The 22,013-nt window shown below is 37.3% G+C and carries 24 protein-coding genes; 20 read left to right on the forward strand and 4 right to left on the reverse strand.

The genetic code is table 11. The annotated features are described in order from the left end of the window. The first annotated feature begins 28 nt into the window (after nt 1-28). Together P0077_RS00560 and P0077_RS00565 are read left to right on the forward strand one after the other, a co-directional pair. Entirely contained in the window at nt 29-1,201 is a 1,173-nt protein-coding gene (locus P0077_RS00560; RefSeq protein ID WP_276167234.1) for an MFS transporter, read from the forward strand. 468 nt (nt 1,202-1,669) lie between these two features. Continuing rightward, nucleotides 1,670-2,050: a hypothetical protein gene (locus tag P0077_RS00565; RefSeq protein ID WP_276167235.1), complete on the forward strand. Its 381-nt coding sequence runs from the start codon at nt 1,670-1,672 to the stop codon at nt 2,048-2,050. 64 nt (nt 2,051-2,114) lie between these two features. Here the strand turns inward: P0077_RS00565 and P0077_RS00570 are convergent, their stop codons facing one another. Further along, on the reverse strand, nt 2,115-2,612 hold the full coding sequence (locus tag P0077_RS00570; RefSeq protein ID WP_276167236.1) for a hypothetical protein: 498 nt from the start codon (nt 2,610-2,612) through the stop codon (nt 2,115-2,117). Between the two features lie 290 nt (nt 2,613-2,902). On the opposite strand from P0077_RS00570, the gene P0077_RS00575 reads away from it, so the two are divergent. From P0077_RS00575 to P0077_RS00605, 8 genes are all read left to right on the forward strand, one after another. Then, on the forward strand, nt 2,903-3,352 hold the full coding sequence (locus tag P0077_RS00575) for a MoaF-related domain-containing protein (RefSeq protein WP_276167237.1): 450 nt from the start codon (nt 2,903-2,905) through the stop codon (nt 3,350-3,352). 260 nt (nt 3,353-3,612) lie between these two features. Next, nucleotides 3,613-4,179: a Crp/Fnr family transcriptional regulator gene (locus P0077_RS00580; protein ID WP_276167238.1), complete on the forward strand. Its 567-nt coding sequence runs from the start codon at nt 3,613-3,615 to the stop codon at nt 4,177-4,179. A gap of 53 nt (nt 4,180-4,232) precedes the next feature. Next, nucleotides 4,233-4,685 carry a DoxX family protein gene (locus P0077_RS00585; protein WP_276167239.1) on the forward strand — a complete coding sequence of 151 codons (453 nt, stop codon included), beginning with the start codon at nt 4,233-4,235 and terminating at the stop codon, nt 4,683-4,685. Nucleotides 4,686-4,847: 162 nt separating this feature from the next. Then, nucleotides 4,848-5,405 carry a TetR/AcrR family transcriptional regulator gene (locus P0077_RS00590; RefSeq protein ID WP_276167240.1) on the forward strand — a complete coding sequence of 186 codons (558 nt, stop codon included), beginning with the start codon at nt 4,848-4,850 and terminating at the stop codon, nt 5,403-5,405. 101 nt (nt 5,406-5,506) lie between these two features. Beyond that, nucleotides 5,507-6,169 (forward strand): peroxiredoxin-like family protein, encoded by a 663-nt coding sequence (locus tag P0077_RS00595; protein WP_276167241.1) that lies wholly within the window; start codon nt 5,507-5,509, stop codon nt 6,167-6,169. A gap of 11 nt (nt 6,170-6,180) precedes the next feature. Beyond that, nucleotides 6,181-7,260, forward strand: coding sequence for an alkene reductase (locus tag P0077_RS00600; protein ID WP_276167242.1), 1,080 nt, complete (start codon nt 6,181-6,183; stop codon nt 7,258-7,260). Nucleotides 7,261-7,490: 230 nt separating this feature from the next. Further along, complete coding sequence (locus tag P0077_RS20940) at nt 7,491-7,619, forward strand: DUF2200 family protein (RefSeq protein WP_432422795.1); 129 nt, start codon at nt 7,491-7,493, stop codon at nt 7,617-7,619. 308 nt (nt 7,620-7,927) lie between these two features. Beyond that, nucleotides 7,928-9,541, forward strand: coding sequence for a M1 family metallopeptidase (locus P0077_RS00605; protein WP_276167243.1), 1,614 nt, complete (start codon nt 7,928-7,930; stop codon nt 9,539-9,541). Between the two features lie 71 nt (nt 9,542-9,612). On the opposite strand, the gene P0077_RS00610 is transcribed toward P0077_RS00605, so the two are convergent. Then, nucleotides 9,613-12,648 (reverse strand): ThuA domain-containing protein, encoded by a 3,036-nt coding sequence (locus P0077_RS00610; RefSeq protein ID WP_276167244.1) that lies wholly within the window; start codon nt 12,646-12,648, stop codon nt 9,613-9,615. A gap of 176 nt (nt 12,649-12,824) precedes the next feature. On the opposite strand from P0077_RS00610, the gene P0077_RS00615 reads away from it, so the two are divergent. From P0077_RS00615 to P0077_RS00655, 9 genes are all read left to right on the forward strand, one after another. Then, nucleotides 12,825-13,418 (forward strand): methyltransferase domain-containing protein, encoded by a 594-nt coding sequence (locus tag P0077_RS00615; protein ID WP_276167245.1) that lies wholly within the window; start codon nt 12,825-12,827, stop codon nt 13,416-13,418. Next, nucleotides 13,387-13,689: a hypothetical protein gene (locus P0077_RS00620; RefSeq protein ID WP_276167246.1), complete on the forward strand. Its 303-nt coding sequence runs from the start codon at nt 13,387-13,389 to the stop codon at nt 13,687-13,689. The genes P0077_RS00615 and P0077_RS00620 overlap by 32 nt, the downstream gene beginning before the upstream one ends. Beyond that, nucleotides 13,629-13,967, forward strand: a complete 339-nt coding sequence (locus tag P0077_RS00625; protein WP_276167247.1) for a hypothetical protein — start codon at nt 13,629-13,631, stop codon at nt 13,965-13,967. The genes P0077_RS00620 and P0077_RS00625 overlap by 61 nt, the downstream gene beginning before the upstream one ends. A 267-nt stretch (nt 13,968-14,234) precedes the next feature. Then, nucleotides 14,235-14,930 (forward strand): DUF2490 domain-containing protein, encoded by a 696-nt coding sequence (locus P0077_RS00630; protein ID WP_276167248.1) that lies wholly within the window; start codon nt 14,235-14,237, stop codon nt 14,928-14,930. 36 nt (nt 14,931-14,966) lie between these two features. Beyond that, nucleotides 14,967-16,187, forward strand: coding sequence for a bifunctional alpha/beta hydrolase/OsmC family protein (locus tag P0077_RS00635; RefSeq protein WP_276167249.1), 1,221 nt, complete (start codon nt 14,967-14,969; stop codon nt 16,185-16,187). Nucleotides 16,188-16,318: 131 nt separating this feature from the next. Continuing rightward, nucleotides 16,319-16,957, forward strand: a complete 639-nt coding sequence (locus P0077_RS00640) for a hypothetical protein (RefSeq protein WP_276167250.1) — start codon at nt 16,319-16,321, stop codon at nt 16,955-16,957. Between the two features lie 201 nt (nt 16,958-17,158). Next, on the forward strand, nt 17,159-17,767 hold the full coding sequence (locus tag P0077_RS00645; RefSeq protein ID WP_276167251.1) for a superoxide dismutase family protein: 609 nt from the start codon (nt 17,159-17,161) through the stop codon (nt 17,765-17,767). Nucleotides 17,768-17,842: 75 nt separating this feature from the next. After that, nucleotides 17,843-18,391, forward strand: a complete 549-nt coding sequence (locus tag P0077_RS00650) for an RNA polymerase sigma factor (protein ID WP_276167252.1) — start codon at nt 17,843-17,845, stop codon at nt 18,389-18,391. Continuing rightward, entirely contained in the window at nt 18,382-19,185 is an 804-nt protein-coding gene (locus P0077_RS00655; RefSeq protein ID WP_276167253.1) for an anti-sigma factor, read from the forward strand. The genes P0077_RS00650 and P0077_RS00655 overlap by 10 nt, the downstream gene beginning before the upstream one ends. 93 nt (nt 19,186-19,278) lie before the next feature. Here P0077_RS00655 and P0077_RS00660 read toward each other — a convergent pair whose 3' ends face one another. Both P0077_RS00660 and P0077_RS00665 read right to left on the reverse strand, forming a co-directional pair. Further along, nucleotides 19,279-20,325 carry a VOC family protein gene (locus P0077_RS00660; protein WP_276167254.1) on the reverse strand — a complete coding sequence of 349 codons (1,047 nt, stop codon included), beginning with the start codon at nt 20,323-20,325 and terminating at the stop codon, nt 19,279-19,281. A gap of 10 nt (nt 20,326-20,335) precedes the next feature. Next, entirely contained in the window at nt 20,336-21,049 is a 714-nt protein-coding gene (locus tag P0077_RS00665) for a TIGR04283 family arsenosugar biosynthesis glycosyltransferase (RefSeq protein WP_276167255.1), read from the reverse strand. A gap of 165 nt (nt 21,050-21,214) precedes the next feature. On the opposite strand from P0077_RS00665, the gene P0077_RS00670 reads away from it, so the two are divergent. After that, nucleotides 21,215-22,003: a DUF547 domain-containing protein gene (locus P0077_RS00670; RefSeq protein WP_276167257.1), complete on the forward strand. Its 789-nt coding sequence runs from the start codon at nt 21,215-21,217 to the stop codon at nt 22,001-22,003. Nucleotides 22,004-22,013: the final 10 nt, after the last annotated feature.

The following is a 22,013-nucleotide window of genomic DNA, read 5'->3' on the forward strand; positions in this document are numbered from 1 at the left end:
GCCCAGATTACCCTACTAAAACACCCTATTGAAACCACGCGCGCATATTCTCCCCGTCATAATTATCTCTCAATTTGCCTGTACCTCTTTATGGTTTGCAGGCAATGCTATTGTAGACGAGCTAACTTTAAAAACGGGATTAGGTTCTGAAATTATCGGTTATGTACTTTCTTCAGTACAGTTCGGTTTTATAATTGGCACCTTGGTTTTTGGACTATTTATGATTGCCGACCGTTTTTCTCCTTCTCGCGTATTTATGATTTGCTCCATTTTAGCGGCACTTTGCAACTTTCTGCTACTTGCGGATACCTTATCCAAATGGACGCTGTTATTCGCTCGTTTTGGAACGGGATTTTTTCTTGCCGGTATTTATCCTGTTGGAATGAAAATAGCTGCGGATTATTACCAAAAAGGATTAGGTAAAGCTTTAGGATATTTGGTAGGTGCACTCGTTTTGGGAACTGCATTTCCGTATTTTGTGAGTGGTACCAGTTTGGGAAGTGATTTTACTTTGGTGATAAAAATAACTTCGGCACTCGCTGTTGCAGGCGGTTTGGGGTTATGGCTCTTTGTTCCCAATGGCCCGTTTCGTAAACCAAGCGCTAAACTTTCCTTAGGGGCGGGACCATTACTCTTTAAACTCCATAGTTTTAGACAGGCCGCTTTTGGCTATTTTGGGCATATGTGGGAACTCTACGCCTTTTGGGCCTTTACCCCACTTGCCGTTCAGACGTACAATGAAATTAGCGGTTCCGAGCTTTCCGTTGCCTTGTCTACGGGAATTATAATTGCTTTAGGTGGATTATCATGTGTTTTAGGTGGACTAATCTCCTTACGAACGGGAAGCCGTAAAGTGGCTATAATTTCACTTATAATTTCAGGGTTATTATGTATGTTATCTCCCCTACTCTTTTCTCTTCCCGTACAGTTGTTTTTATTGGGATGGGGACTTTGGGGTATGGCCGTCACGGCAGATTCCCCCCAATTTTCTAATTTGGTGGCAGCTTCCGTGCCTCCGGAATTAAAGGGAACTGCATTAACATTGGTGAACTGCATTGGCTATGCCGTTAGTATCTTTAGCATTCAGCTACTTTCTTTGTTATCCGAAACTATTGATGTTACTTACCTCTTTACCGCATTAGCTTTAGGACCTGCAATTGGACTTATAGGTTTACTTGGAAAAACACGTACAAAAGCTTAAAAAGAAGAAGGGAAACCTATACACAGGGATTAGTTTTTATTCCCTTCTAAAATAATTTAACCTCATTACTTCTCCTCTATTTTCTCCATGGCTATCTTTGCACAATCAAGGACTCTTTTTATTGTTGAATTGGGTTCATTTTTTTGGTAAAAAATATAACCAAGTAAAACTACATACTCTCCAAACAACAAAGAAAACCAGAATTGAAATATAAAAGTGGGCTGCCAAAAGCTGATTTTGCCATATAGGATAGAAATTTAGTTACAAGTCAAAATCCTTTTTCTAGTGTTTCTTTTAATGCTCTGTATTTAAGTGCGCTAACAGCCTAGTTGGATAATAATCATTGATAATACATACAAAACCAAGAATCCTTTCTAAATATTACGCTATTCTGTAAGTCTATGTGGACTCTAAAGCTATTCCAAATTGCAACGGCATTACTATTTCTCCTAATGACAACTATTGTACTTGGCATCAAATAACGGAATTGCAGTTGTTGATGTAACGTCCAAAGAATTACTCAACAAACCTAAAGAGGAATATTCCAGTGTAGATGGCCTAAAATTTTATGAAAACAAATTATACGGAATAGTAAATGGTTGGGGAGATAATACTCAAAACGGACTTTATAAATTTGAGCTTCACTCTACGGGTACAGAAATTGAAAAGAGTAAAAAATTAGTAGAGTTTACAGAGCGTTTCAGAATACCCACCACTTTTGATATTTCTAACGGCTACATCTATTTTATTACAAATACACAAATAGATAATCTGGACGGTGATACCAATAAGATTCTAGACTCGAACAAGCTAGAGCCTTATACAATGATGAAAATTAAAGCAGAATAAAACACCCTCTATAAAAAAGGTGAAGCTAAATACTTCACCTTAATTCTATACTACAGTAAAGGTTTTATTTTTGGCAAAGAGTTGCTGTAAAGGCACCGTCTATACTGTTCTCTCCTTTTTCGGAATCTCCTCCTCTTACTCTTCCTGAAATTGTAGTTTCAGTAACTTCCGTAATAATAACTTCTGCACCAAAATAAGAAGCTGTTCCAAAATCTTCCCCATCAGTATAGAAAAAATAAGGACCATTTCCATCATACTCGCCTACAGTTAATTCCACATCAGACTCTATAAAAAAGGAAATATCTCCAACAGATTGAAATTCATCGCATTCTTCCGTTTCACTAAAAAGTTTAAATTCATAACCTGCATCTCCAAAACTTTCTCCTTTTGTAAAATGCGTAGTTGCCGGAGTAAAGGCTTCAGAATTTAAAAAACCTGATACTGCAGCTGTGGTAATTTCTGATTCCGAAGAACTTTCTTCGTCCGTCTCATCCGTTGAACAGGAAATAAAAAAGGTACTACAAGCCAATACAAGACTTGGGATAATAAACTTACGTTTCATCTATATCTATTTTTAAGTTCAGAGTAGATCTAACGAATAAAAAAAACTTTTATTTGGTTGAAATATATTTAATTCTAAACCCTAGCCCATAGAAATGAACCTAGGAGCATTTGCAAAAACCTTCTTTAGAATTATGAATTACAGATGAAAGACAAAAGCAAACTGTTTTTATAACTGTACAGAATAAACAACAACCTTTTGTTCTCAAATTTACCAAAATTGGCCAAAGATTGACCTACCGGACCATGTAGTAAAGACTGAAATTTGCAGTAAATATTAAATCATAGAAAATGAAAACGAAATTAGTTACATGCATTTGTCTTGCTCTGTTAGGTACCGTATTTGCTTTCTCGCAAAACAACACATCTGAAGAAAATAAATTCGAATTTGGAGCACCGGAACACTTTATAGATGGGTATTCGCTCAATTTTCAATATCAAAATGGAACCGCCATTCATATGGAATTTAATAATGGTAAAGCAAAGTATGAATGGATAGCCGGACCTACAAAAGGAAATGGAAACCAGGACATTCCTTACCGTTCCCGTATAATTGGTGACGACCTTTACTTAATCAATTGGCATGAAACCGGAAAAAAAGACTATTTGACCCTAGTTTTTGATTTTAAAAAAATGATTGTACATAGCTCCATAATAGTCGGTTACGAAAACAAACCTGAAAGAACTTTAAAAACTGTATTCAGAAGTGGTATTATAGACCATCTGAAAAAACCCGAATAAAATTTTCCATACACTTACCAAGTAAACAATCTATCACTTTAACAATTGGCTATTGCTATAAGCCTGATGATGTTTAGGTAAACATCATCAGGCTTTATATTTTTAAATGAGATTTACTAAGATATTCTTCAACAAAATTAATAGACAGTTTCACTCTTCCTGAAAATGTAGCTCCTTAAATACCTATTGTAACTCAAAATCGGTAAATTAGAAATTGATAAATGAGTAACCGTATCTTTTCGTATTAAACCAGCTTGGAAGTGAATAAAATCAGGGAACAGTTTGAGCAAATTGTAGAAATGAAAGATAGCGATTGGCTTATATTCTCTTCTAAACTAATTAAAAGCGAGCATCCAAAAAAAACAATCCTATTAAAGCTTGGAGAAACAGAGAAATATTTGTCTTTTATAGAAAAGGGGGCTGTTCGGCTTTATATTCCAAAGCAAGAAAACGATTTGACTTTCGGGTTTTGTTTTGAAAACCAATTTGTAAGTGCATATGATTCATTTTTGAGTCAAAATCCGTGTTCGTATGAATTGCAAACGATCACGGAGACCACGCTTTGGCAAATTTCGCACAAGGACTTACAACAGGTCTATGCCCAAACCGAAATAGGAAATACCATTGGCAGATTGACGGCTGAAAGTTTGTTTTTAAATAAGTCGGAACGTGAGCAATCGCTTTTGAACCTAACGCCAGAAGAACGGTATGTATCCCTATTCACAGAACGCCCTCAACTCATTAGAGAAATACCTCTAAAATTTATTGCCTCCTACATTGGTGTAACACCCCAAGCCCTAAGCCGGATCAGAAAGCGAATTTCTTAACTTGGGTTCATTGTGCTGTGCATACGTTTCACCGAACTTTGCTGCAAAAAAAAATGAAACCATTACTCGTACTTATAACGGTTACCGTAATTGCACTGCTTATATTTAAATGCATTGACGGAATTTATGATATTCCGCGTTCTGCGCGAATAGGAATGACAGCCATGTTACTTTTTACCGCATTGGGTCATTTTATGTTCACGAAGGGTATGGCAATGATGATTCCTGACTTCATTCCGCTTAAAAAAGAACTGGTCTATTTAACGGCTTTCATTGAAATCACAGCAGCAATCGGTCTCCATATGGCAAATTTCAGAACAATGACCGCTTGGTTATTGATTTTTTTCTTTGTTCTTATGCTTCCTGCGAACATAAAGGCTTGCTTTTATAATTTGAACTACCAAACGGGAAATTTTGACGGACCAGGGTTAATGTACCTATGGTTTAGGGTTCCCTCACAAATCCTGTTTATCGTTTGGGTATATTTTAGCTCGATTAGGATATAGGACTCTTAAAAAATGTCAACCCCTATACCTCCTACCGAGGGTTGTAACACTTATTTTCTTAGAATGAAACTGAATGAAAGTCATGTAAAAACCCAAAAAAGCGTTAAACTATATTTTATAACTAACCGATTGTTTAGTTTTGTATCATAATTAAGGTTGAACATGCCACGAGCAAAAAATTATTGTGAGAAAGAAGTAATAGAAAAAGCCATGTCCGTATTCTGGATACATGGTTTTAAAGGTACTTCTATGCAAATGCTTGAAAAGGAAATGGGGATTAATAAATTTTCCATTTACTCTAGCTTTGGCAGTAAACATGGTGTTTTTGTAGAATGCTTAAAAAGGTATAACGAAAAAACCAAGAATATTTATTTGAGTTTTAAAAACTCAGAGGGCGGTGTTGAAGATATTATACAACTTTTCCATGATTTTAAAAACATATGGTTTTCCAATGAAAAGAAAGGTTGTTTTATGACCAACACACATAATGAATTTGCAGATAGCGATGATGAATTGGTAATGTACCAAATAGAACGACGCAAAGACCTTAAGGATATTATAATTAAAAAGCTGAAAATGGACAATTCAAAAAACGAAGATACCGTATTGAAAGAAGCTAGCTTTATTTTGCTGTCATTACACTCACTTCCTACAACCTCTAGGGTAAGTAGCAAAGAGGACATTGAAAACTATATTGAAATGATATTTAAAAATATATAACCTTTTTTTTAATCTAAAACTAACCGATTGTTTAGAAACAATTGAGACCTTTTAACAAGTACGTAAAACCAAAAAAAGCAGAACAACTAATAAAGAAAAATATGCAAGTAAAAGAAAAAGAACTACAAGCACAGTTAGACGAGGTAAAGAACAACTTTGAGTCTAAAGCAGATGAATCCATCATAAAAATATATAATGACGGTATTGATGCCGTGGTTAAAAGTAGTGTTGTAGAAAATGCTAAAAACGTAGGAGATAAGGCTCCTAACTTTACGCTGAACAATGCCTTGGGAAAACCTGTAGAGCTACAAGAATACCTCAAAAAAGGGAAGGTAGTTTTAACTTGGTACAGAGGTGGATGGTGTCCTTTCTGCAATTTAACTTTGCGTCAACTTCAGCAAGAATTACCCAATTTTAAAGCGAACAACGCTACTTTGATTGCCTTAACTCCAGAAGTTCCGGACCAATCATTAAGTACCTCTGAAAAACACAATTTAGAGTTTGAAGTACTGAGCGATCTAGGAAACAAAATTGCTAGAGCGTATGGCATTGTTTACAAACTAACAGATGACGTTGCAAAAAACTACAACAGCTCCTTTGGTTTAAACGACTACAATGGGGACGATTCTAATGAGCTTCCGTTAGCTGCCACTTACATCATCAATGAAGATGGAACTATCTCATATGCCTTTCTAGATGCAGAATACCGTAACAGAGCGGAACCAGCTGAAATAATAAAATTCCTTTCTTCTAATCCATCATAAAACTTAAAATAATGAAAAATTCAAAGCTATTATCTCCATTCAAGTCCAACAGTCTTAGTTTAAACAATCATGTGGTTATGGCGCCAATGACACGTTCTCGTGCTTTAGATAATACACCAAACGATATTATGGCTACGTACTACCGTTTACGCGCCAGTGCAGGTTTAATTATAACAGAAGCTACTTCGCCTTCTATAAACGGATTAGGTTACCCCAACATTCCTGGAGCCTATTCTGATGAACAAATTGCAGGCTGGAAAAAAACCACCGATGCGGTACATGCCAACGGCGGAAAAATATTCCTCCAAATTATGCACACCGGTCGTATTGCACATACATTAAATTTACCGGAAGGTGGCGAAGTTCTTGCGCCATCGGCAATACAGGCTGCTGGCGAAATTTTTACGAACGAAGGCCCAAAAGCACACACCACGCCGCGTGCAATGACCCTTGCCGAAATTGAACAAGCAGAAGAAGAGTTTGTACAAGCGGCCAAAAATGTAGTAGAAGCAGGTTTTGATGGAATTGAAATTCATGCCGCAAACGGGTATTTGGCAGAGCAATTTATCAATACAGGTGCTAACCAAAGAACAGATAAGTATGGCGGCTCTGTGGAAAACAGAACGCGTTTTGTAATAGAAATAGCAACAAAAATTGCCAATACTATTGGAAGCGATAAAACCGGAATTCGTATTTCTCCGTTTAGCGAGTTTAACGACATGCTTATTTTTGATGACATGCGCGAAACTTATGCCTATTTGGTTGAGCAATTAAACGGTTTAAATTTAGCATACTTGCATATGGCTGGCATGTCGCCCAAAATTCCTGAAGGGTATTTACAAGAATTAGGTGCAACATTTAACGGAACTGTAATTTACAATGGCGGTTTGGGTTATGACCTAGAGCGTGCGGAAAAAATAGTTTCCGAAAACGAAGATAGTTTAGTGTCAATAGGTTTTCCTTTTATTTCAAACCCTGACCTAATTGAGCGTATTGCGGAAGGTGCCGAGCTCAATGAAGTGGATCAGGATACCATGTACTCACTAGGTGAAGAAGGGTACTTAACCTACCCTACTTTGGAGAAAGCTTAGTTATTGGGCTAGTTCACAAACCCGATTATGAGATGTATAAGAAAGTGCAAACATTGATAGTTTGCACTTTTTTTATTGCTGAATGTCTGCCAGAATTCAGGTTTAAATATCTGGTATCGAGTATTTCTACCTTCTAAAAAGCAAGGCAAAGACGGAATTAGAAACTTTAAACAGAACTTTGGGCTTTAGAAATAATAGTATAGCCGTTGTTTTTTGAATAAAGACAGATAATGGTTTCATCCCCCTTAATCCAAGAAGTACGGTTTTTAGACAAATTGGTAGATGAACTGGTAAAGATCCGTAAAATGGAGAAGATTTATAAGGGAAGAAAAGCTATTTTAGATCTTGAAATGGTTTAAAGGCAATTTTAATTAATGTCGATTCTTAAAAAGCAAAAAATATTGCTAGCCTATTGATGAAAAATCAAGCTTAAACACCAACCCAATAGTTTTCCTTATAACCCTACTCGCTTTAATTAGGTTCATTATAACCCAATTATGAATACTTAAAATCAAAGTATGATTTTGCGAAAATAAAGTGAAGGATAGAGATGATTTTGCACCTTTAGATAGCTCTCAATGTTATTTCGTAAAATATTTTACAATAGACTACTCAAAACACTATAAACCGTTATATTGAGCTTATTTCCATTTTATACCTAACTACAATGAAACTAATAGCAGCATTAGTGCTCCTCATGGTTGCCACCACAACCTTTGCACAAGAATTTACCGAACAAGATACGTTACGAGGTAGCATCACCTCTGAACGAGAGTGGTGGGACCTTAATTATTATCATCTTGAAGTAGCCGTTGAACCCGATAAAAAGTTTATTTCAGGAAGCAATGTCATACGCTACAAAGTCTTGAAGAAAAATCAGGTAATGCAGGTAGACCTTCAACCACCTTTAAAAATTGAAAAAGTTACCCAAGACGGAAAAACACTTGAAGTTATCCATAATGGAAACGCCCATTTTGTACAATTAGAAAAAAAACAAAAAAAAGGCGATTTCAATGAGATAAAGGTCTATTACTCCGGTCACCCAAAAGAAGCGGTACGCGCACCTTGGGATGGTGGTTTTTCCTGGAAAAAAGATAGCAATGGTAAAGATTTTGTCGCTACATCCAACCAAGGCCTGGGTGCCAGCGTTTGGTGGCCCAACAAGGACCATATGTATGATGAAGTAGACAGTATGCTCATCAGCATAAAAGCACCAAAAGGATTAATGGACATCTCCAACGGCCGCTTGCGAAAAGTTGACGAAGACACTAACACCTACCATTGGTTTGTTGCCAACCCCATAAACAACTACGGTGTAAACATCAACATTGGTGATTATGTACATTTTGGAGAAAAGTATGAAGGGGAAAAAGGAACTCTGGATATGGACTACTACGTACTTCGTGATAATCTAGAAAAAGCAAAAGAACATTTTAAAGACGCTCCAAAGATGATGAAGGCTTTTGAGCATTGGTTTGGCCCCTACCCTTTTTATGAAGACAGTTTTAAATTGGTGGAAGTACCCTATCTGGGAATGGAGCACCAAAGTTCGGTTACTTACGGAAATCAATACATGAAAGGGTACATGGGAAGAGACCTTTCCGGGTCTGGTCATGGACTGAAATTCGACTATATTATCATTCACGAAGCTGGTCATGAATGGTTCGCTAACAACATTACCTATAAAGATATTGCGGACATGTGGATTCATGAAAGCTTTACCACTTATACGGAAAACATTTTTATAGACTATTATTACGGTAAAGAGGCTTCCGCCGATTATGTAATCGGATTACGTAAGAATATAAAAAATGATAAACCAATTATAGGAACGTATAACGTTAATAGCAGAGGCTCCGGAGATATGTACTTTAAGGGTGCCAATATGTTACATACCATAAGACAGTTGATAAACGATGACGAAAAATGGCGCCAGGTTTTACGTGGCCTAAATATTGATTTCCATCTCCAAACCGTGACATCAAAGCAGATTGAAGATTATGTCTCGGAGAAAACCGAAATAGACCTTTCCAAAGTATTTGACCAGTATTTACGTACTACCAAAATTCCCGTTTTTGAATACAAGGTGAATGGTAATACATTAGAATATAGATATACGAACGTTGTTGACGGTTTCAATATGCCTCTTAAAATACGCATAGATGAAAAGGAACATAAGCTAACACCAACGGCAGAATGGCAAACCCAAAAACTAGAAGGTGACCTTTCTACATTAGAAGTAGACCGCAATTACTATGTGAATAACAAGCAAGTGCAATAGAAAATATACCCTATAAAAAAAGCGGTCCGCATGTATATGTGGACCGCTTTTCTATTTTACTCCTGTTTGTTTTACTTTGAAGCGTCAGCTGCCGCTTTCTCTTTAAGCACTACGGTTTTCATTCCCGTTAATGGAATAGTGCCTTCTTCTCCTTTATCCGTATAACTAGCGGTAATCACCATTACTTTATCGTCTTTAGTAGGTTTTGGCACAATACTACCTTTAGCCGGAAGTGATTTTACCTTAGCGGAAGTATCAGCTAATGACATGATGTATTCCACAACTTGTCTGGTCTCGTCTTTTGTAATATTTGGGTGCGCCGGCATAACAACCTCACCCCAGACACCGCCACCACCGGATACGATTTTCTTCTGCAAATACGACTTGGCCTTTTTGTCCTTCTTATACTTCTCCGCCACATCCGTATAATTTGGCCCAATAGACGGTCCGTTTTCTTTGTGACACGTCTTACAGTCCATTCCCTGAGTAAGTGCCTTACCCGTAACAGCGGCCGAAACCTGTTGGTGACCCAGTGACATATTCTGTTCGTCAAAACTCTCTAAATAATCTACAGACACAAAAATGTTCTTAGGGTCAATTGTTTCCCCATCGGCATCAGTTGCTTCTACGTTATATTTTACGGGCACACCTTTCTCAAAAGTGGTTACGCTTCCGTCTACGTTAATTGCCACTTCCGGTCTTGAATTACCTGCAACTATAGAAATAACCTCGCTCATTGCAGCATCGCCTTTATCGTCTTTCGCTTCTACCGAGACTCTATAATCACCAGCTGCATCAAAAGTATGTGTCAGGTTTGGCTCTGTAGTTTCCTTGGTTTCACCATTACCTAAATTCCAAGTATAGGTAATAGCATCATCTTCACGATCTCTTGCATCAACCTTAATAGTAACGGTTAGCGGTAATTTACCTGAGGTATGATCAACAATCATATAATCTATAATGGGTGGACGATTTCCTCCGTTAAACTCTATATAACTTAAGGCAGAATTATCATTCTGAGTGAACCAACCACTACCATACTCCAATAGATAGACTCTACCGTTAGGTCCCATCTCCATATCAATTAAACTATTCACTTCTATATCCGAAGCAAAAGGTTCCATTTTATTGAATGTTCCGTCTTCAAAGAAAGTTACCGCTTTCATCCATCCGCGCATCCAATCATAGATAATGGTTTTTCCGTCAAAATAATCCGGCAATCCACCTCCGTTCGGGTATAGGTCTGAATAATAGGTTGGTCCTGCCATGGCATTTCTACCACCGCTACCTACTTCAGGGAATTCTTTAGAATCCACATATGGATAATAGATATAAGCTTCTTTTGCCGGTGGAAGCTCACGAAGCCCTGTATTGTTTTTAGAATCGTTGATGGGTTTTTGCGGGTCAAAAGTGATACCGCTTTCACCATTTTCGTAATCATAATCCACATAAGGTTTGTTATCTCCAATAAACAATGGCCAACCAAAGTTTCCTGCTTCAGTGGCACGGTTCATTTCATCATACCCCTTTGGACCTCGTTTTTCAAATTTGTCATTACGGGCATCAGGACCAACTTCGCCCCAATACAATGTACTATTCTTCTGGTCTACAGAAATACGGTATGGATTCCTATGACCCATGGTATAGATTTCAGGTCGTGTTTTTTCCGTTCCTTCAGCAAATAAATTTCCTTCTGGAATATCACAACTACCATCTTCGTTTACTTTTATACGAATGATTTTTCCTCTTAAATCGTTGGTATTACCAGAAGACCTACGGGCATCGTACTGCTCACGCCCAGGGATATCGTTTAACGGTGCATAACCGTTATTTACATACTTTGCTCCTTTTTCGTTAAACGGAGTTGAATTATCACCTGTAGAAAGGTATAACAACTTATCAGGACCAAAAGCAATGGAACCACCGGTATGGCAGCAAATTTCACGTTGTGAATCCACATCTAAAATCACCTGTTCTGAGTCCATATCAAAAACGCCATCTACGAACTTAAAACGAGACAAGCGGTTCACCCATTCATCTCCCGTTGGGGAATAAAATAGATAGATCCAATTATTAGTGGCAAAATCAGGGTCTTTTTGAAGCCCCATCAATCCCTCTTCCGCATTTACACCAGGTGTATTTAGGGTTTTATAGTATACATCTAAAGAAGCTACTTCCGTTAATTCTTGGGTAGCATCCGAAAACAGTAGAACTTGACCTCGACGCTGCGCAATGAGTACATCGTTATTTGGTAATACGGCCATTTCAGTAGGTTCAAAAAACTCACCAACACTCAACTGCTTTTTGGTAAAACGGTCTACATCCGGTGGTATCTGAGAAGTTGCTTTGGTGTAATCCAAAACCTCGTTCTTGCCTATAGCATAATTAATACCACCCAATAAATGTTTTAGGAAAAGCTCTTCTGAAAACGTTTCGTCCGTATGACCTGCCCCGGTATAAAAAGCTCTACCACCATCATATTCATGATACCAAGCAAATGGATGATTATCCCCGTTTGTCCCACCCTCGTAGGTAGACTCATCTACGGTCATCACCACGTTTACATTAGGGTTCAGTTTGTTGTAGTTGTAAATTTCATCATTCCTATGCCAAATAGAATCTGTAAAAAATTCAGTAGCGGCAAAATTCTTGTCGGTTACTATAAAATCGGCTTCTGGCGTACCTTTTGGGTGGCTTCTGAACTGTGCACCCACCAATTTTGTATACCAGCCCCAATCATATTCGGTATCTGCTGCAGCGTGTACGCCAACGAACCCACCACCCGCTTGGATGTAGCGCTCAAAAGCGGCCTCTTGTTTTGCATCTAAAACGTTTAGAGTGGTACTCAAAAAGATAATGGCAGAATACTGCTTTAAATTATCTTCGTTAAAAAGTTCGGAATTTTTAGTAGTATCGACTTGAAATCCATTCTCACCTCCAAGCTTCTGAATGGCTGCGATACCTGCCGGAATTGATTTGTGTTGAAATCCCGCAGTTTTAGAGAATACCAAAACTTTAGGCGCACCCTCCCTTTTCTGACTGCCATCACCACAGCTGGCAAGAATCAGCCCTATCACAAGGACCAATATAGTTACTGTTTTTTTCATAAAAAGAAATAATTGAAATTTGGTTTAGTTTGAAACAAGTTTTAAATGTAATCATTAGCTATCTAATCGCCCAAAATGAAGTGTTAGAAATATGGTTTTGGGAAAAAATTAATACATTTTGAGTAAAAATTAATCAATAGTGGAAAATTAAGCTCACCTTCAAATACAAAATTGCCATGCACAATGAGAATAAATATTGGACGCAACGTTATAAATCCAATAACACCGGTTGGGATATTGGCTACCCTTCTACTCCTATCAAAGATTATGTTGACCAACTTACCGATTCAAATATTTCAATACTAATACCCGGAGCTGGTAATGCCTATGAAGCGGAGTATCTTTGGAAAAAGGGATTCAAGAATATTTACGTGATGGATATTTCCGAAGTTCCCTTGGATAAGTTTAAAGAAAGAAATCCTGATTTTCCAAAAACACAGTTACTACTTGAAGACTTCTTTGAACATACAGGGCAGTACGACCTTATTCTAGAACAGACATTCTTCTGCTCATTTGTACCCACCGATCAAAACCGAAATACATATACCAAAAAAATGGATTCTATTCTAAAACCCGAAGGCAAACTAGTAGGTGTTTGGTTCAACATTCCACTAACGGACGATATGGAAAAAAGACCTTTTGGGGGCAACAGAGAAATCTATTTGAAGCATTTAAGTCCGTTTTTTAAAACTATAACTTTTGAAAGTTGCTACAATTCTATTCCTCCAAGAAAAGGGAATGAGCTTTTTGGAATTTTTCAAAAGATATAATGAGATTCAGTGTTCCTGCCAATTGTTATTGGTGAGTATTAAACCGCAACATTTTCTCCAATTAGGGGGCGGTATTAAAATGCCAACCGGTAAATATGATAAGAAAAACAATGAAGGAATTGTAAATCCAAGTTTTCAATTGGGCAATGGTAGCTGGGATTATGTGCTTGCCATCAATTATGGTTTCACCTATAAAAATTGGGGAATTAGTTGGTCAATTATACCGTTAAAACTACAAACCCTAAAGATTATCAATTTGGCAACCAGTTAAATTTGGGCATCAATGCCTTTAAAACCTATTATGTAGGGGATATTTCCTTGACACCAATAATTGGGGTTGCCGAAGAAATATACGGAACCAATAAAGAATTGGGATTTGATGTAGCCGATACTAAAGGTGATATTTTTTTAGGAAAATTGAGTGTTGAGGCCAGTTATAATAGATATGCATTAGGTTTAACCGGAATGCTACCTATTAATCAAAACTTAAATAATGATAAAGTAGAATTACGAAACCGGCTTTCGGTTTATCTAAATATAAATTTGTAACGTATATTTTTTTGTATCAAGTCCTGTTTTCAATGTTTGATAGTCATTGGAAAGCAGGACTTTTCTTTTATCAATTTTTATCGCATTATTTCTAAAAATCAAAGTGCTTTTTGGCATAATCATAAAACTGTAAATTCTGGTAGAGGACAAATGGCCCTTTCGTCCTTAACAAGCTTTTAAGAATTTTAATTTAAAGTTTTGGTATATTTATCACTTTCCGAATAACTCAACTTGTTTTCCTAGAGAAAACCAAATCCCTAAATTTTGATGAAACGAATTTTACTCAGCTTAGCGTTAGTATGTTCAATTTTAAGTAGTGCCCAAGAAACCGGTGAAAGTAGCCTAGGTACATGGCATATGTATTTTGGAACCAATAGGGTTTCTGATAAATTCAGTATCCATACAGAAGGCCAGTTAAGGTATTACGAACATGCCGAAAACTTCAATCAGTTATTATTACGTACCGGACTAAACTATCATATAAATCCTAATGCGATAGCTACTATGGGGTACGGTTACATAACCACAGACGGTACTTTTGAAGAATTTCCAGACGAGACCAACTCCAAAGAACACCGTATTTTTGAGCAACTTATCCTTAAGAACAAGGTTTGGGAATTTCTGTTCGAGCATCGGTATCGATTAGAGCAACGGTTTATAGACTTCGGCGACCGAACGGACACGCAGCATCGTGCCAGATACAGAATACAAGTTACGTTACCCATAACCGATGTTTTCTTTGTTAATTTTTATGATGAAATTTTTCTGAATTTACAGGATGATGTTTTTGGTCAAAATCGTTTATACGCAGCACTTGGTGCTAATGTAACCAACAACCTTAGCGTACAGGCCGGTTATTTAAAAAATCATTTTCCATCAGCAAATTTTGACCGTTTACAGATAGGTGTCATCTATAATCCCGACTTAAGGGGTATATTTAAAAAGAACGATACCGGAAGTTAAAGAAACTCCCTTCTTCGTCAATTCAAAATAAGTAGTATGAACCTTCAGAAAATTACTTTTAAAAACAAGGGCGGACAAGAATTGGTTGGAAGACTGGAATTGCCGGCCAATAGGCATCCTCACAATTTTGCCATTTTTGCCCATTGTTTTACCTGTAATAAGAATCTCACGGCTATTCGTAATATCAGTAAAGCGCTAACATCGAATGGATTTGGCGTATTGCGTTTTGATTTTACAGGTTTAGGAGAAAGTGAAGGCGATTTTGCCGATACCAATTTTTCCGGTAATGTTGAAGATTTAGTGGCTGCTGCCCATTATTTAGAAGAAAACTATAAAGCCCCAACTCTTTTAGTTGGACATTCCCTGGGGGGGGCGGCCGTAATTTTTGCCGCTGAGAAAATAGATTCTATAAAATCTCTGGCTACTATTGGCGCTCCATCCAATCCGGTTCATATTGAACATTTATTACAAAGTGGAATTCCTGAAATTGAAGAAACCGGTAAGGCCGTTATTAACCTTAGTGGTAGGGATTTTACCATCAAGAAACAATTTTTAGACGATTTACAACACAAGCCATTAGCTCAAACACTGGGTAGACTCCGTAAACCTATCCTAATTTTACACTCGCCGCAGGATGGCACCGTAGAAATTAAAAACGCAGAAGAAATTTATCTGGCGGCACATCACCCAAAAAGTTTTGTTTCATTAGATGGTGCGGATCACTTATTAACAGATAAAAAAGATTCGTTTTATGCTGGCGAGATAATTGCGGGGTGGGCCAAACGTTATTTAATGCTTGAAACGGAACAACCGGAAACCCCGAAAACAAAACATCAAGTTGTAGCAAGTTTAGATGATTCCGAAGGATTTACTACACAAATGAAAGTAGGCAATCACTTTTTAACGGCAGATGAACCTACAAATGTTGGCGGTAACGATTTTGGACCCTCGCCATACGAATTGGTTTCTGGTGGCCTTTCCGCTTGTACCGCTATGACCGTACAGATGTATGCTAAAAGAAAAGGTTGGAAAATAGATAATATAGAGGTACATACTTCTTATAGTAGAAGCCACGCTGCAGATTGTGCGGACTGCGAATCCGATGCCGCCAAAATAGATACTTTTGAAAGGGATATAAGGCTTACAGCAGATTTAGACGAAAAACAGAAAAAAAGAATTCTTCAAATTGCCGATAAATGCCCGGTTCACAAGACCTTACATAGCAAAACTCAGGTCATCACCAAATTGGTGGAATAAGCCATTAATCAACTTAATAAAAGGAACGGTAACCGGAAAGATTTTCAAGTGTTAAAATCACATGAATACCTTCTTGGTTTAGCTCTAAGAATGTTTAACTTTGACGGTAAACCTAAAACTTCAGAGTGAACATGAAAAAAATTAAACTTATAGCCCTTGGGTTACTGTTAGTTGGTGCTTTTAGCTGTAAAGACGCCAAAAAAGAAAATACTGAACAAAGCACGGAAGCACAGGCTGCAACGGAAACTTATAGTTTGGTACAAGACTCTACACAAGTTAGCTTCACTGCCTATAAAACCACTGAAAAATTACCGGTGGGTGGTCAATTTAAAAAAATAAACATTACCAAAACCAGCGAAGGCGATTCCGCTATTGAAGCCTTAAACGGTACTGAATTCAGTATTCCCGTAAGTAGTTTGTTCACTAACGATGCTACGGGCACAAGAGATCCAAAGATTTTGGAATTCTTTTTTGGTGTAATGGACAATACTGAACTTATTTCAGGTGTATTTAAAGTTGCAGCAGACAACTCATGTTCTATTGATGTTACCTTAAACGGAAAAACAGAAAATATAGCTCTAACCCATAAAATCGTTTCAGATAACGCCCTTACGTTTGATGGTGTTATGAATCTAGAAAATTGGGATGCACTAGATGCAGTTGCTTCCATAAACAAGGCTTGTGAGGCATTGCACACAGGTAAGGATGGTGTTAGCAAAACATGGAGCGAAGTTGCCGTTCACGCGGAAGTATTGCTTCAAAAAAACTAAAACTTCAAGAAATGGGCCTAGAGTCCATTCGAATACATACAACCTTAAAATCCACCTAGCTTATCAACTTGCTAGGTGGATTTTTTTTATGGGTGCTAATTTTTAACGCAATAAAGAATATTTGTGCCACATAAGGTTCCGCCGTTTGAAATCGCACATATTTCTTGTTACTTTCCGCTCAAATCTTAAAACCTAAAGAAAATGAAAAATATAAAACTAGGAGTTATAGCGATGCTCGCAATAGCAATGGTGAACTGTAAAGAAACCAAAAAAGATGCGGATAAATCTATGGACAACATGGAAAACGAAGTTGGCCAAATGGAGTCGGATACCATGAACATGACCGACGAGGCAATGGATGAGACTTTAACCGTAATGATGACCTCTAAAAGCAATAGCAATGTTAACGGTGAGATAATCTTTACCAAAGAAGGTGATGAAGTTGCAATGAAAGCTGATTTTACGGGATTAGATCAAGGCTCACATGCCATTCATTTACACGAAAATGCAGATTGCTCTTCGGACGACGGTAAGTCGGCAGGTGGACATTGGAACCCTACAGACGAACCTCACGGAAAATGGAATGCTGAAGAAGGGTACCATAAAGGGGATATTGGCAATTTTACTGCAGATGCAGATGGTAACGCTACGGTAGAGTTTTCTACGGATCAGTGGTGCTTAGGTTGTGATGATGAAAAGAAAAATATAATTGGCAGATCGGTAATCGTACATAAAGGTACAGATGATTTTACATCCCAACCAAGTGGTGATGCTGGTTCTCGCGTAGGTTGCGCAGGTATTACTAAATAACATCATACAACACTTTAACACTAAAAACCGCTTTAAACAGCGGTTTTTTCTATCTTTAACTCAAGTTATTTTTATATGGATTTAGATGCATTGGTGGTTCGCTTCCAAAAAAAGGATATTCTAGCTTTTGAAACGCTATACGATATGTATTGGGAAAATATATGCGGCGTCATTCACACGATTGTAAAAGATAAATTCCTGGCCGAAGAAATTTGCCAAGATGTTTTTACTAAGATTTGGAACAATTCCGATAGCTACAACCCCTCTAAAGGGCGCTTTTTTACATGGATTTTAAACATTGCCCGTAATGCGGCAATCGATAAAGTGCGCTCAAAATCCTATAAAGACCAAAAAAAGAACCTGTCCGCAGATTACTTCGTAGGTATTTTGAACAGAGCGGATAGTCCTGAAGAAAACAATGAAGAGATTGACACTTCCGCACTTAAAAAATTAGTACTGAACCTAAAGGAAAAATGTCTTGAAATCATTGAAATGCTTTATTTTAAGGGGTATACCCAAACTGAAGCTTCTCAAGAACTAGATATTCCCCTAGGTACCGTTAAGACAAGAAATAGAAGTTGTATTTCCCAATTACGGAAAAATGTTACATTAGAATGGAAGTAGACAAATACATAGCATCGGGAATTTTGGAACTTTACGTAGCGGGAACGCTAACGGAAGAACAAAATATGGAGGTATTTGAGCATGCTCGTGAGCATGCCGAAATACGAGAAGAAATATTGGCTATAGAAGCATCTATATTGGAGTTGACAAAATCAGTGGCTCCATCTATTGCCAACAGAAAAGGCTTTAATGACGTTAAAGTGCGTATAGGAGAAAGAAAAGACACTAAAGTTGTTCAATTTCCTAAAGAAAAATCAAATTGGAGTACATATACAGGTTGGGCCGCAGCCATTTTACTGGGTGTTGGTTTGGCATGGTTCTACAATGAAAATACGCAGCTTAAGACAGACATACAGGTTGTTGAGCAGGAAAAGCAAATCCTGGAGCAACAGATTTTTGAAGCGCGAGGCTCATTGGCCAGCACTAATGCCTTGTTGAACAATTTAAGAGATAAAGATATTACCATAACACCGCTAGGTGGCCAAGAAGTTTCCCCTACCTCATATGCAAAGGCGTATTGGAACAAAACGGAGAACAAGGTTTATATAGATGCCCAAGGATTACCGGAACCACCAGATGGAATGGTATACCAGGTATGGTCTCTAAAACTAGACCCTTTAACCCCAACAAGTATGGGACTTCTTGAGGATTTTGCCGAGGATGAAAACAAAATTTTCACTTTGGACAATCCAAATCAGACGGAAGCATTTGGTATTACACTTGAACCAGCAGGTGGTAGTGAGTCACCAAATTTAGAACAGTTATATACCTTAGGAGCAGTAGCCGCTTCATAAAGAAGTATCACTTAAACTTAAAAAGAGCTTTACATTAACTTGTAAAGCTCTTTTTATTTGCCCCATTAATTTATTAAAATACCAAAACTTGGACTACAAATCCCTTTTCACTTTGTGAATGGCCATTAGTTTCACCATCCACTTAGGTAAAGGTTTTTTCGGGTTTCTCTTTTTTAGGTTGATGAAAATTCCCCATTTCTTAAAAACCGGAACTTTATGGGTCTCTACCAATTCAATTAATGTTCCATCTGGGTCTTCCATGTATGCGAACCTACCGGCTGCATCGCCCATATCAAAACTATTGGCGCTATCTACGGTGAACGAATGACCTACTTTTTCCGCTTCAAGCCGTAAAACATCTAAACCGGACACATCAAAACACAGATGAATAAATCCCAAATCTCCCCATAGTCTATTCTTAAATATAGAATTAGGAATTCTATCCAATGCCTGTACCAGCTCAATTTGAGACGGACCATATAATTCTCCAAAACCTCCTGACCGTTGATCACTTCTTGAAAGTAAGACACGTCTATACGCACTGCCTTTTCCGGTTCCAAACTCCTTACAAACAGCAGAAGAATCGCTCAAAACCCTGTCATAGACTAGCAGCTTATTATAAAAATGAAGCGAAGCATCCATATCCGAAACTCCTATGACAACTCCCAAAACTCCGCCGCAATCATCATCTTTCTTCGCAAAATAATAAGGCTCATTAACCAGTTGCACCCAGTTGCCCCAGGGGTCTTTAAAATAGAAATGACTACCTTCTAAAATTTCAGAAAGCTCAGTTACGTTAGAATTTTGAAGTACCTTATGTACCTCCTCTATTTTAGCAGACCTGATTTTTATGGCATTAATTCCTAAATCTCCAAATTGAATGGAATTATCCGGGGGTAGTGGTTTTCTGTTTTTAAACTGCCAAATTTCCAATCCGCCACCACCGGTCATATTCAATGCCAAAATAGCTTGGCGTTGTTCTGGCGTACCTGCTGTATACCTAGTCATTAATTTAGCGGTAGCGACATCATTAAAAACCATAATATCAAACCCTAAATGAACTCTATACCAGTTAAAAACAGCTTTAGCATCTGCAACACCAATACCTATTTGCTGAATTCCATTTATAATTTTTTGCATCTAATAGGATTTATGCATTATGCTGATAAGGCATTTTGAGAAGTCTGTTGTGAATAGTTTTAAGTTTTTCCGATGAAAGTCCCACTTTAAAAAGAAGCACAAGTAATAAATTAGATAGATTTACCCGTAAGTATGAATTACTCTCATATTTCCTAGCTGAAACTATCAAATCATTTTTAATGATTTTGTACGCTATTTTGTTCTTTTTCATTCGCTTGAAGAATTCAAAATCTTCCATTAAAACTTGATTTTCATCAAACCCTCCTAAAGCATTAAAAGCATCTCTTTTTATAAAAAGACATTGATCCCCACCTCCTGTAAAAATACCGTCCTTAGCCGTAAAAGAAGCATTTATATCCAACCAAAAACTTCTTTTATCAAACCGATATGAAAAAAATCCGGCCTCATAGTTTTTATCCAGTGTACATTCAATATCTTCCAAAAACGATTCAGGTGGCTTCACATCTGCATGTAAAAACACTAGAACCGTACCAGAAGCCAAAGAAGCACCTGTATTCATTTGCACGGCCCTACCTTTTCCTTCACATTTAATAAACTTTAGGTTAGAGAGACCAGTAGTCAGATTTTCTGAATTATCCGCGTTATCACAAGAAAGCGCAACAATTATTTCTACACCAGCCTTACGAGTTTTCGTTTGTAGTGATGGTAGCAGTTTTGAAAGATTTTGTCTTTCGTTATGAGCTGGTATAATAATAGATATCATAAAACAATTTATAGGTCCCTTCAAGTGCTAATTTATTATTCAATAAAGCTGCTCCTGACAACCACATCTACGTAATTTTGAAAGAAAGGTTTTAAAAAAGATTCGACCAAACCCTTGCTTTTACTTTTACGTATATAGCAATATTACAACTCTAAATCACAATCCATGAGCGCAATCCCATTTAAATATCCTGTTATCCTATTCTTACTAACAATATGGGTTTTTCCTTCATATGGGCAAATGGATAATTCAAAAATTTTGGACTTGAACAGCCTTTCCGAATCCTTTTTGACCAAAGTTCGTAACAACGAGGATACCAATGAAATACGTACTCAACTTTACAACACCACCCTCAAAGAACTTGAAGAAGGTTTAAATACAGATGACAAAAAATTGGCATTTTGGATTAATATTTACAATGCTTACATCCAAGTGGTTTTGTCCGAACATCCCGAAAAATATGATGACCGTAGAACATTTTTTAGCAACGAACAGATTCCAATAGCAGGTAGACTGGTTTCTTTTGAAAAAATAGAACACGGTATTATTAGAAAATCACAATGGAAACTAGGCCTTGGCCTTATAAGAAAATGGTTCCCGAACAAATTTGAAAGGAAATTACGGGTTGATGATAGAGATTACAGAATTCACTTTGCTTTAAATTGTGGCGCAAAAGATTGTCCACCTGTAGCTATTTACTATGCTAATAAGCTAGATAATCAATTAAAAAAGGGAACTGAGAAATATTTAAAGAAAACTTCTATTTACAACGACCAAACCCAAGAAGTTGCGGTAACCTCTTTGTTCAATTGGTTTAGAGGTGATTTTGGATGCAAAAGTGGCATAAAGGACATTTTAAAAGAATATGATATTATTCCTACTACCAAAAAAATTGATATAACATATAAGAATTACGACTGGACTCTGGATTTGGATAATTGGACCGAATTATAGAAAAAGAGGC

Origin of the sequence: Zobellia alginiliquefaciens, from assembly GCF_029323795.1 — a bacterium.
Classification (GTDB): domain Bacteria; phylum Bacteroidota; class Bacteroidia; order Flavobacteriales; family Flavobacteriaceae; genus Zobellia; species Zobellia alginiliquefaciens.

Excerpts from the sequence above, each read along its gene's own strand:
- P0077_RS00570 (WP_276167236.1), bottom strand. The coding sequence starts at position 2,612 with ATGAAACGTAAGTTTATTATCCCAAGTCTTGTATTGGCTTGTAGTACC.
- P0077_RS00575 (WP_276167237.1), top strand. The coding sequence starts at position 2,903 with ATGAAAACGAAATTAGTTACATGCATTTGTCTTGCTCTGTTAGGTACC.
- P0077_RS00585 (WP_276167239.1), top strand. The coding sequence starts at position 4,233 with ATGAAACCATTACTCGTACTTATAACGGTTACCGTAATTGCACTGCTT.
- P0077_RS00590 (WP_276167240.1), top strand. The coding sequence starts at position 4,848 with ATGCCACGAGCAAAAAATTATTGTGAGAAAGAAGTAATAGAAAAAGCC.
- P0077_RS00595 (WP_276167241.1), top strand. The coding sequence starts at position 5,507 with ATGCAAGTAAAAGAAAAAGAACTACAAGCACAGTTAGACGAGGTAAAG.
- P0077_RS00600 (WP_276167242.1), top strand. The coding sequence starts at position 6,181 with ATGAAAAATTCAAAGCTATTATCTCCATTCAAGTCCAACAGTCTTAGT.
- P0077_RS20940 (WP_432422795.1), top strand. The coding sequence starts at position 7,491 with ATGGTTTCATCCCCCTTAATCCAAGAAGTACGGTTTTTAGACAAATTG.
- P0077_RS00605 (WP_276167243.1), top strand. The coding sequence starts at position 7,928 with ATGAAACTAATAGCAGCATTAGTGCTCCTCATGGTTGCCACCACAACC.
- P0077_RS00610 (WP_276167244.1), bottom strand. The coding sequence starts at position 12,648 with ATGAAAAAAACAGTAACTATATTGGTCCTTGTGATAGGGCTGATTCTT.
- P0077_RS00615 (WP_276167245.1), top strand. The coding sequence starts at position 12,825 with ATGCACAATGAGAATAAATATTGGACGCAACGTTATAAATCCAATAAC.
- P0077_RS00620 (WP_276167246.1), top strand. The coding sequence starts at position 13,387 with ATGAGCTTTTTGGAATTTTTCAAAAGATATAATGAGATTCAGTGTTCC.
- P0077_RS00630 (WP_276167248.1), top strand. The coding sequence starts at position 14,235 with ATGAAACGAATTTTACTCAGCTTAGCGTTAGTATGTTCAATTTTAAGT.
- P0077_RS00635 (WP_276167249.1), top strand. The coding sequence starts at position 14,967 with ATGAACCTTCAGAAAATTACTTTTAAAAACAAGGGCGGACAAGAATTG.
- P0077_RS00640 (WP_276167250.1), top strand. The coding sequence starts at position 16,319 with ATGAAAAAAATTAAACTTATAGCCCTTGGGTTACTGTTAGTTGGTGCT.
- P0077_RS00645 (WP_276167251.1), top strand. The coding sequence starts at position 17,159 with ATGAAAAATATAAAACTAGGAGTTATAGCGATGCTCGCAATAGCAATG.
- P0077_RS00650 (WP_276167252.1), top strand. The coding sequence starts at position 17,843 with ATGGATTTAGATGCATTGGTGGTTCGCTTCCAAAAAAAGGATATTCTA.
- P0077_RS00655 (WP_276167253.1), top strand. The coding sequence starts at position 18,382 with ATGGAAGTAGACAAATACATAGCATCGGGAATTTTGGAACTTTACGTA.
- P0077_RS00660 (WP_276167254.1), bottom strand. The coding sequence starts at position 20,325 with ATGCAAAAAATTATAAATGGAATTCAGCAAATAGGTATTGGTGTTGCA.
- P0077_RS00665 (WP_276167255.1), bottom strand. The coding sequence starts at position 21,049 with ATGATATCTATTATTATACCAGCTCATAACGAAAGACAAAATCTTTCA.
- P0077_RS00670 (WP_276167257.1), top strand. The coding sequence starts at position 21,215 with ATGAGCGCAATCCCATTTAAATATCCTGTTATCCTATTCTTACTAACA.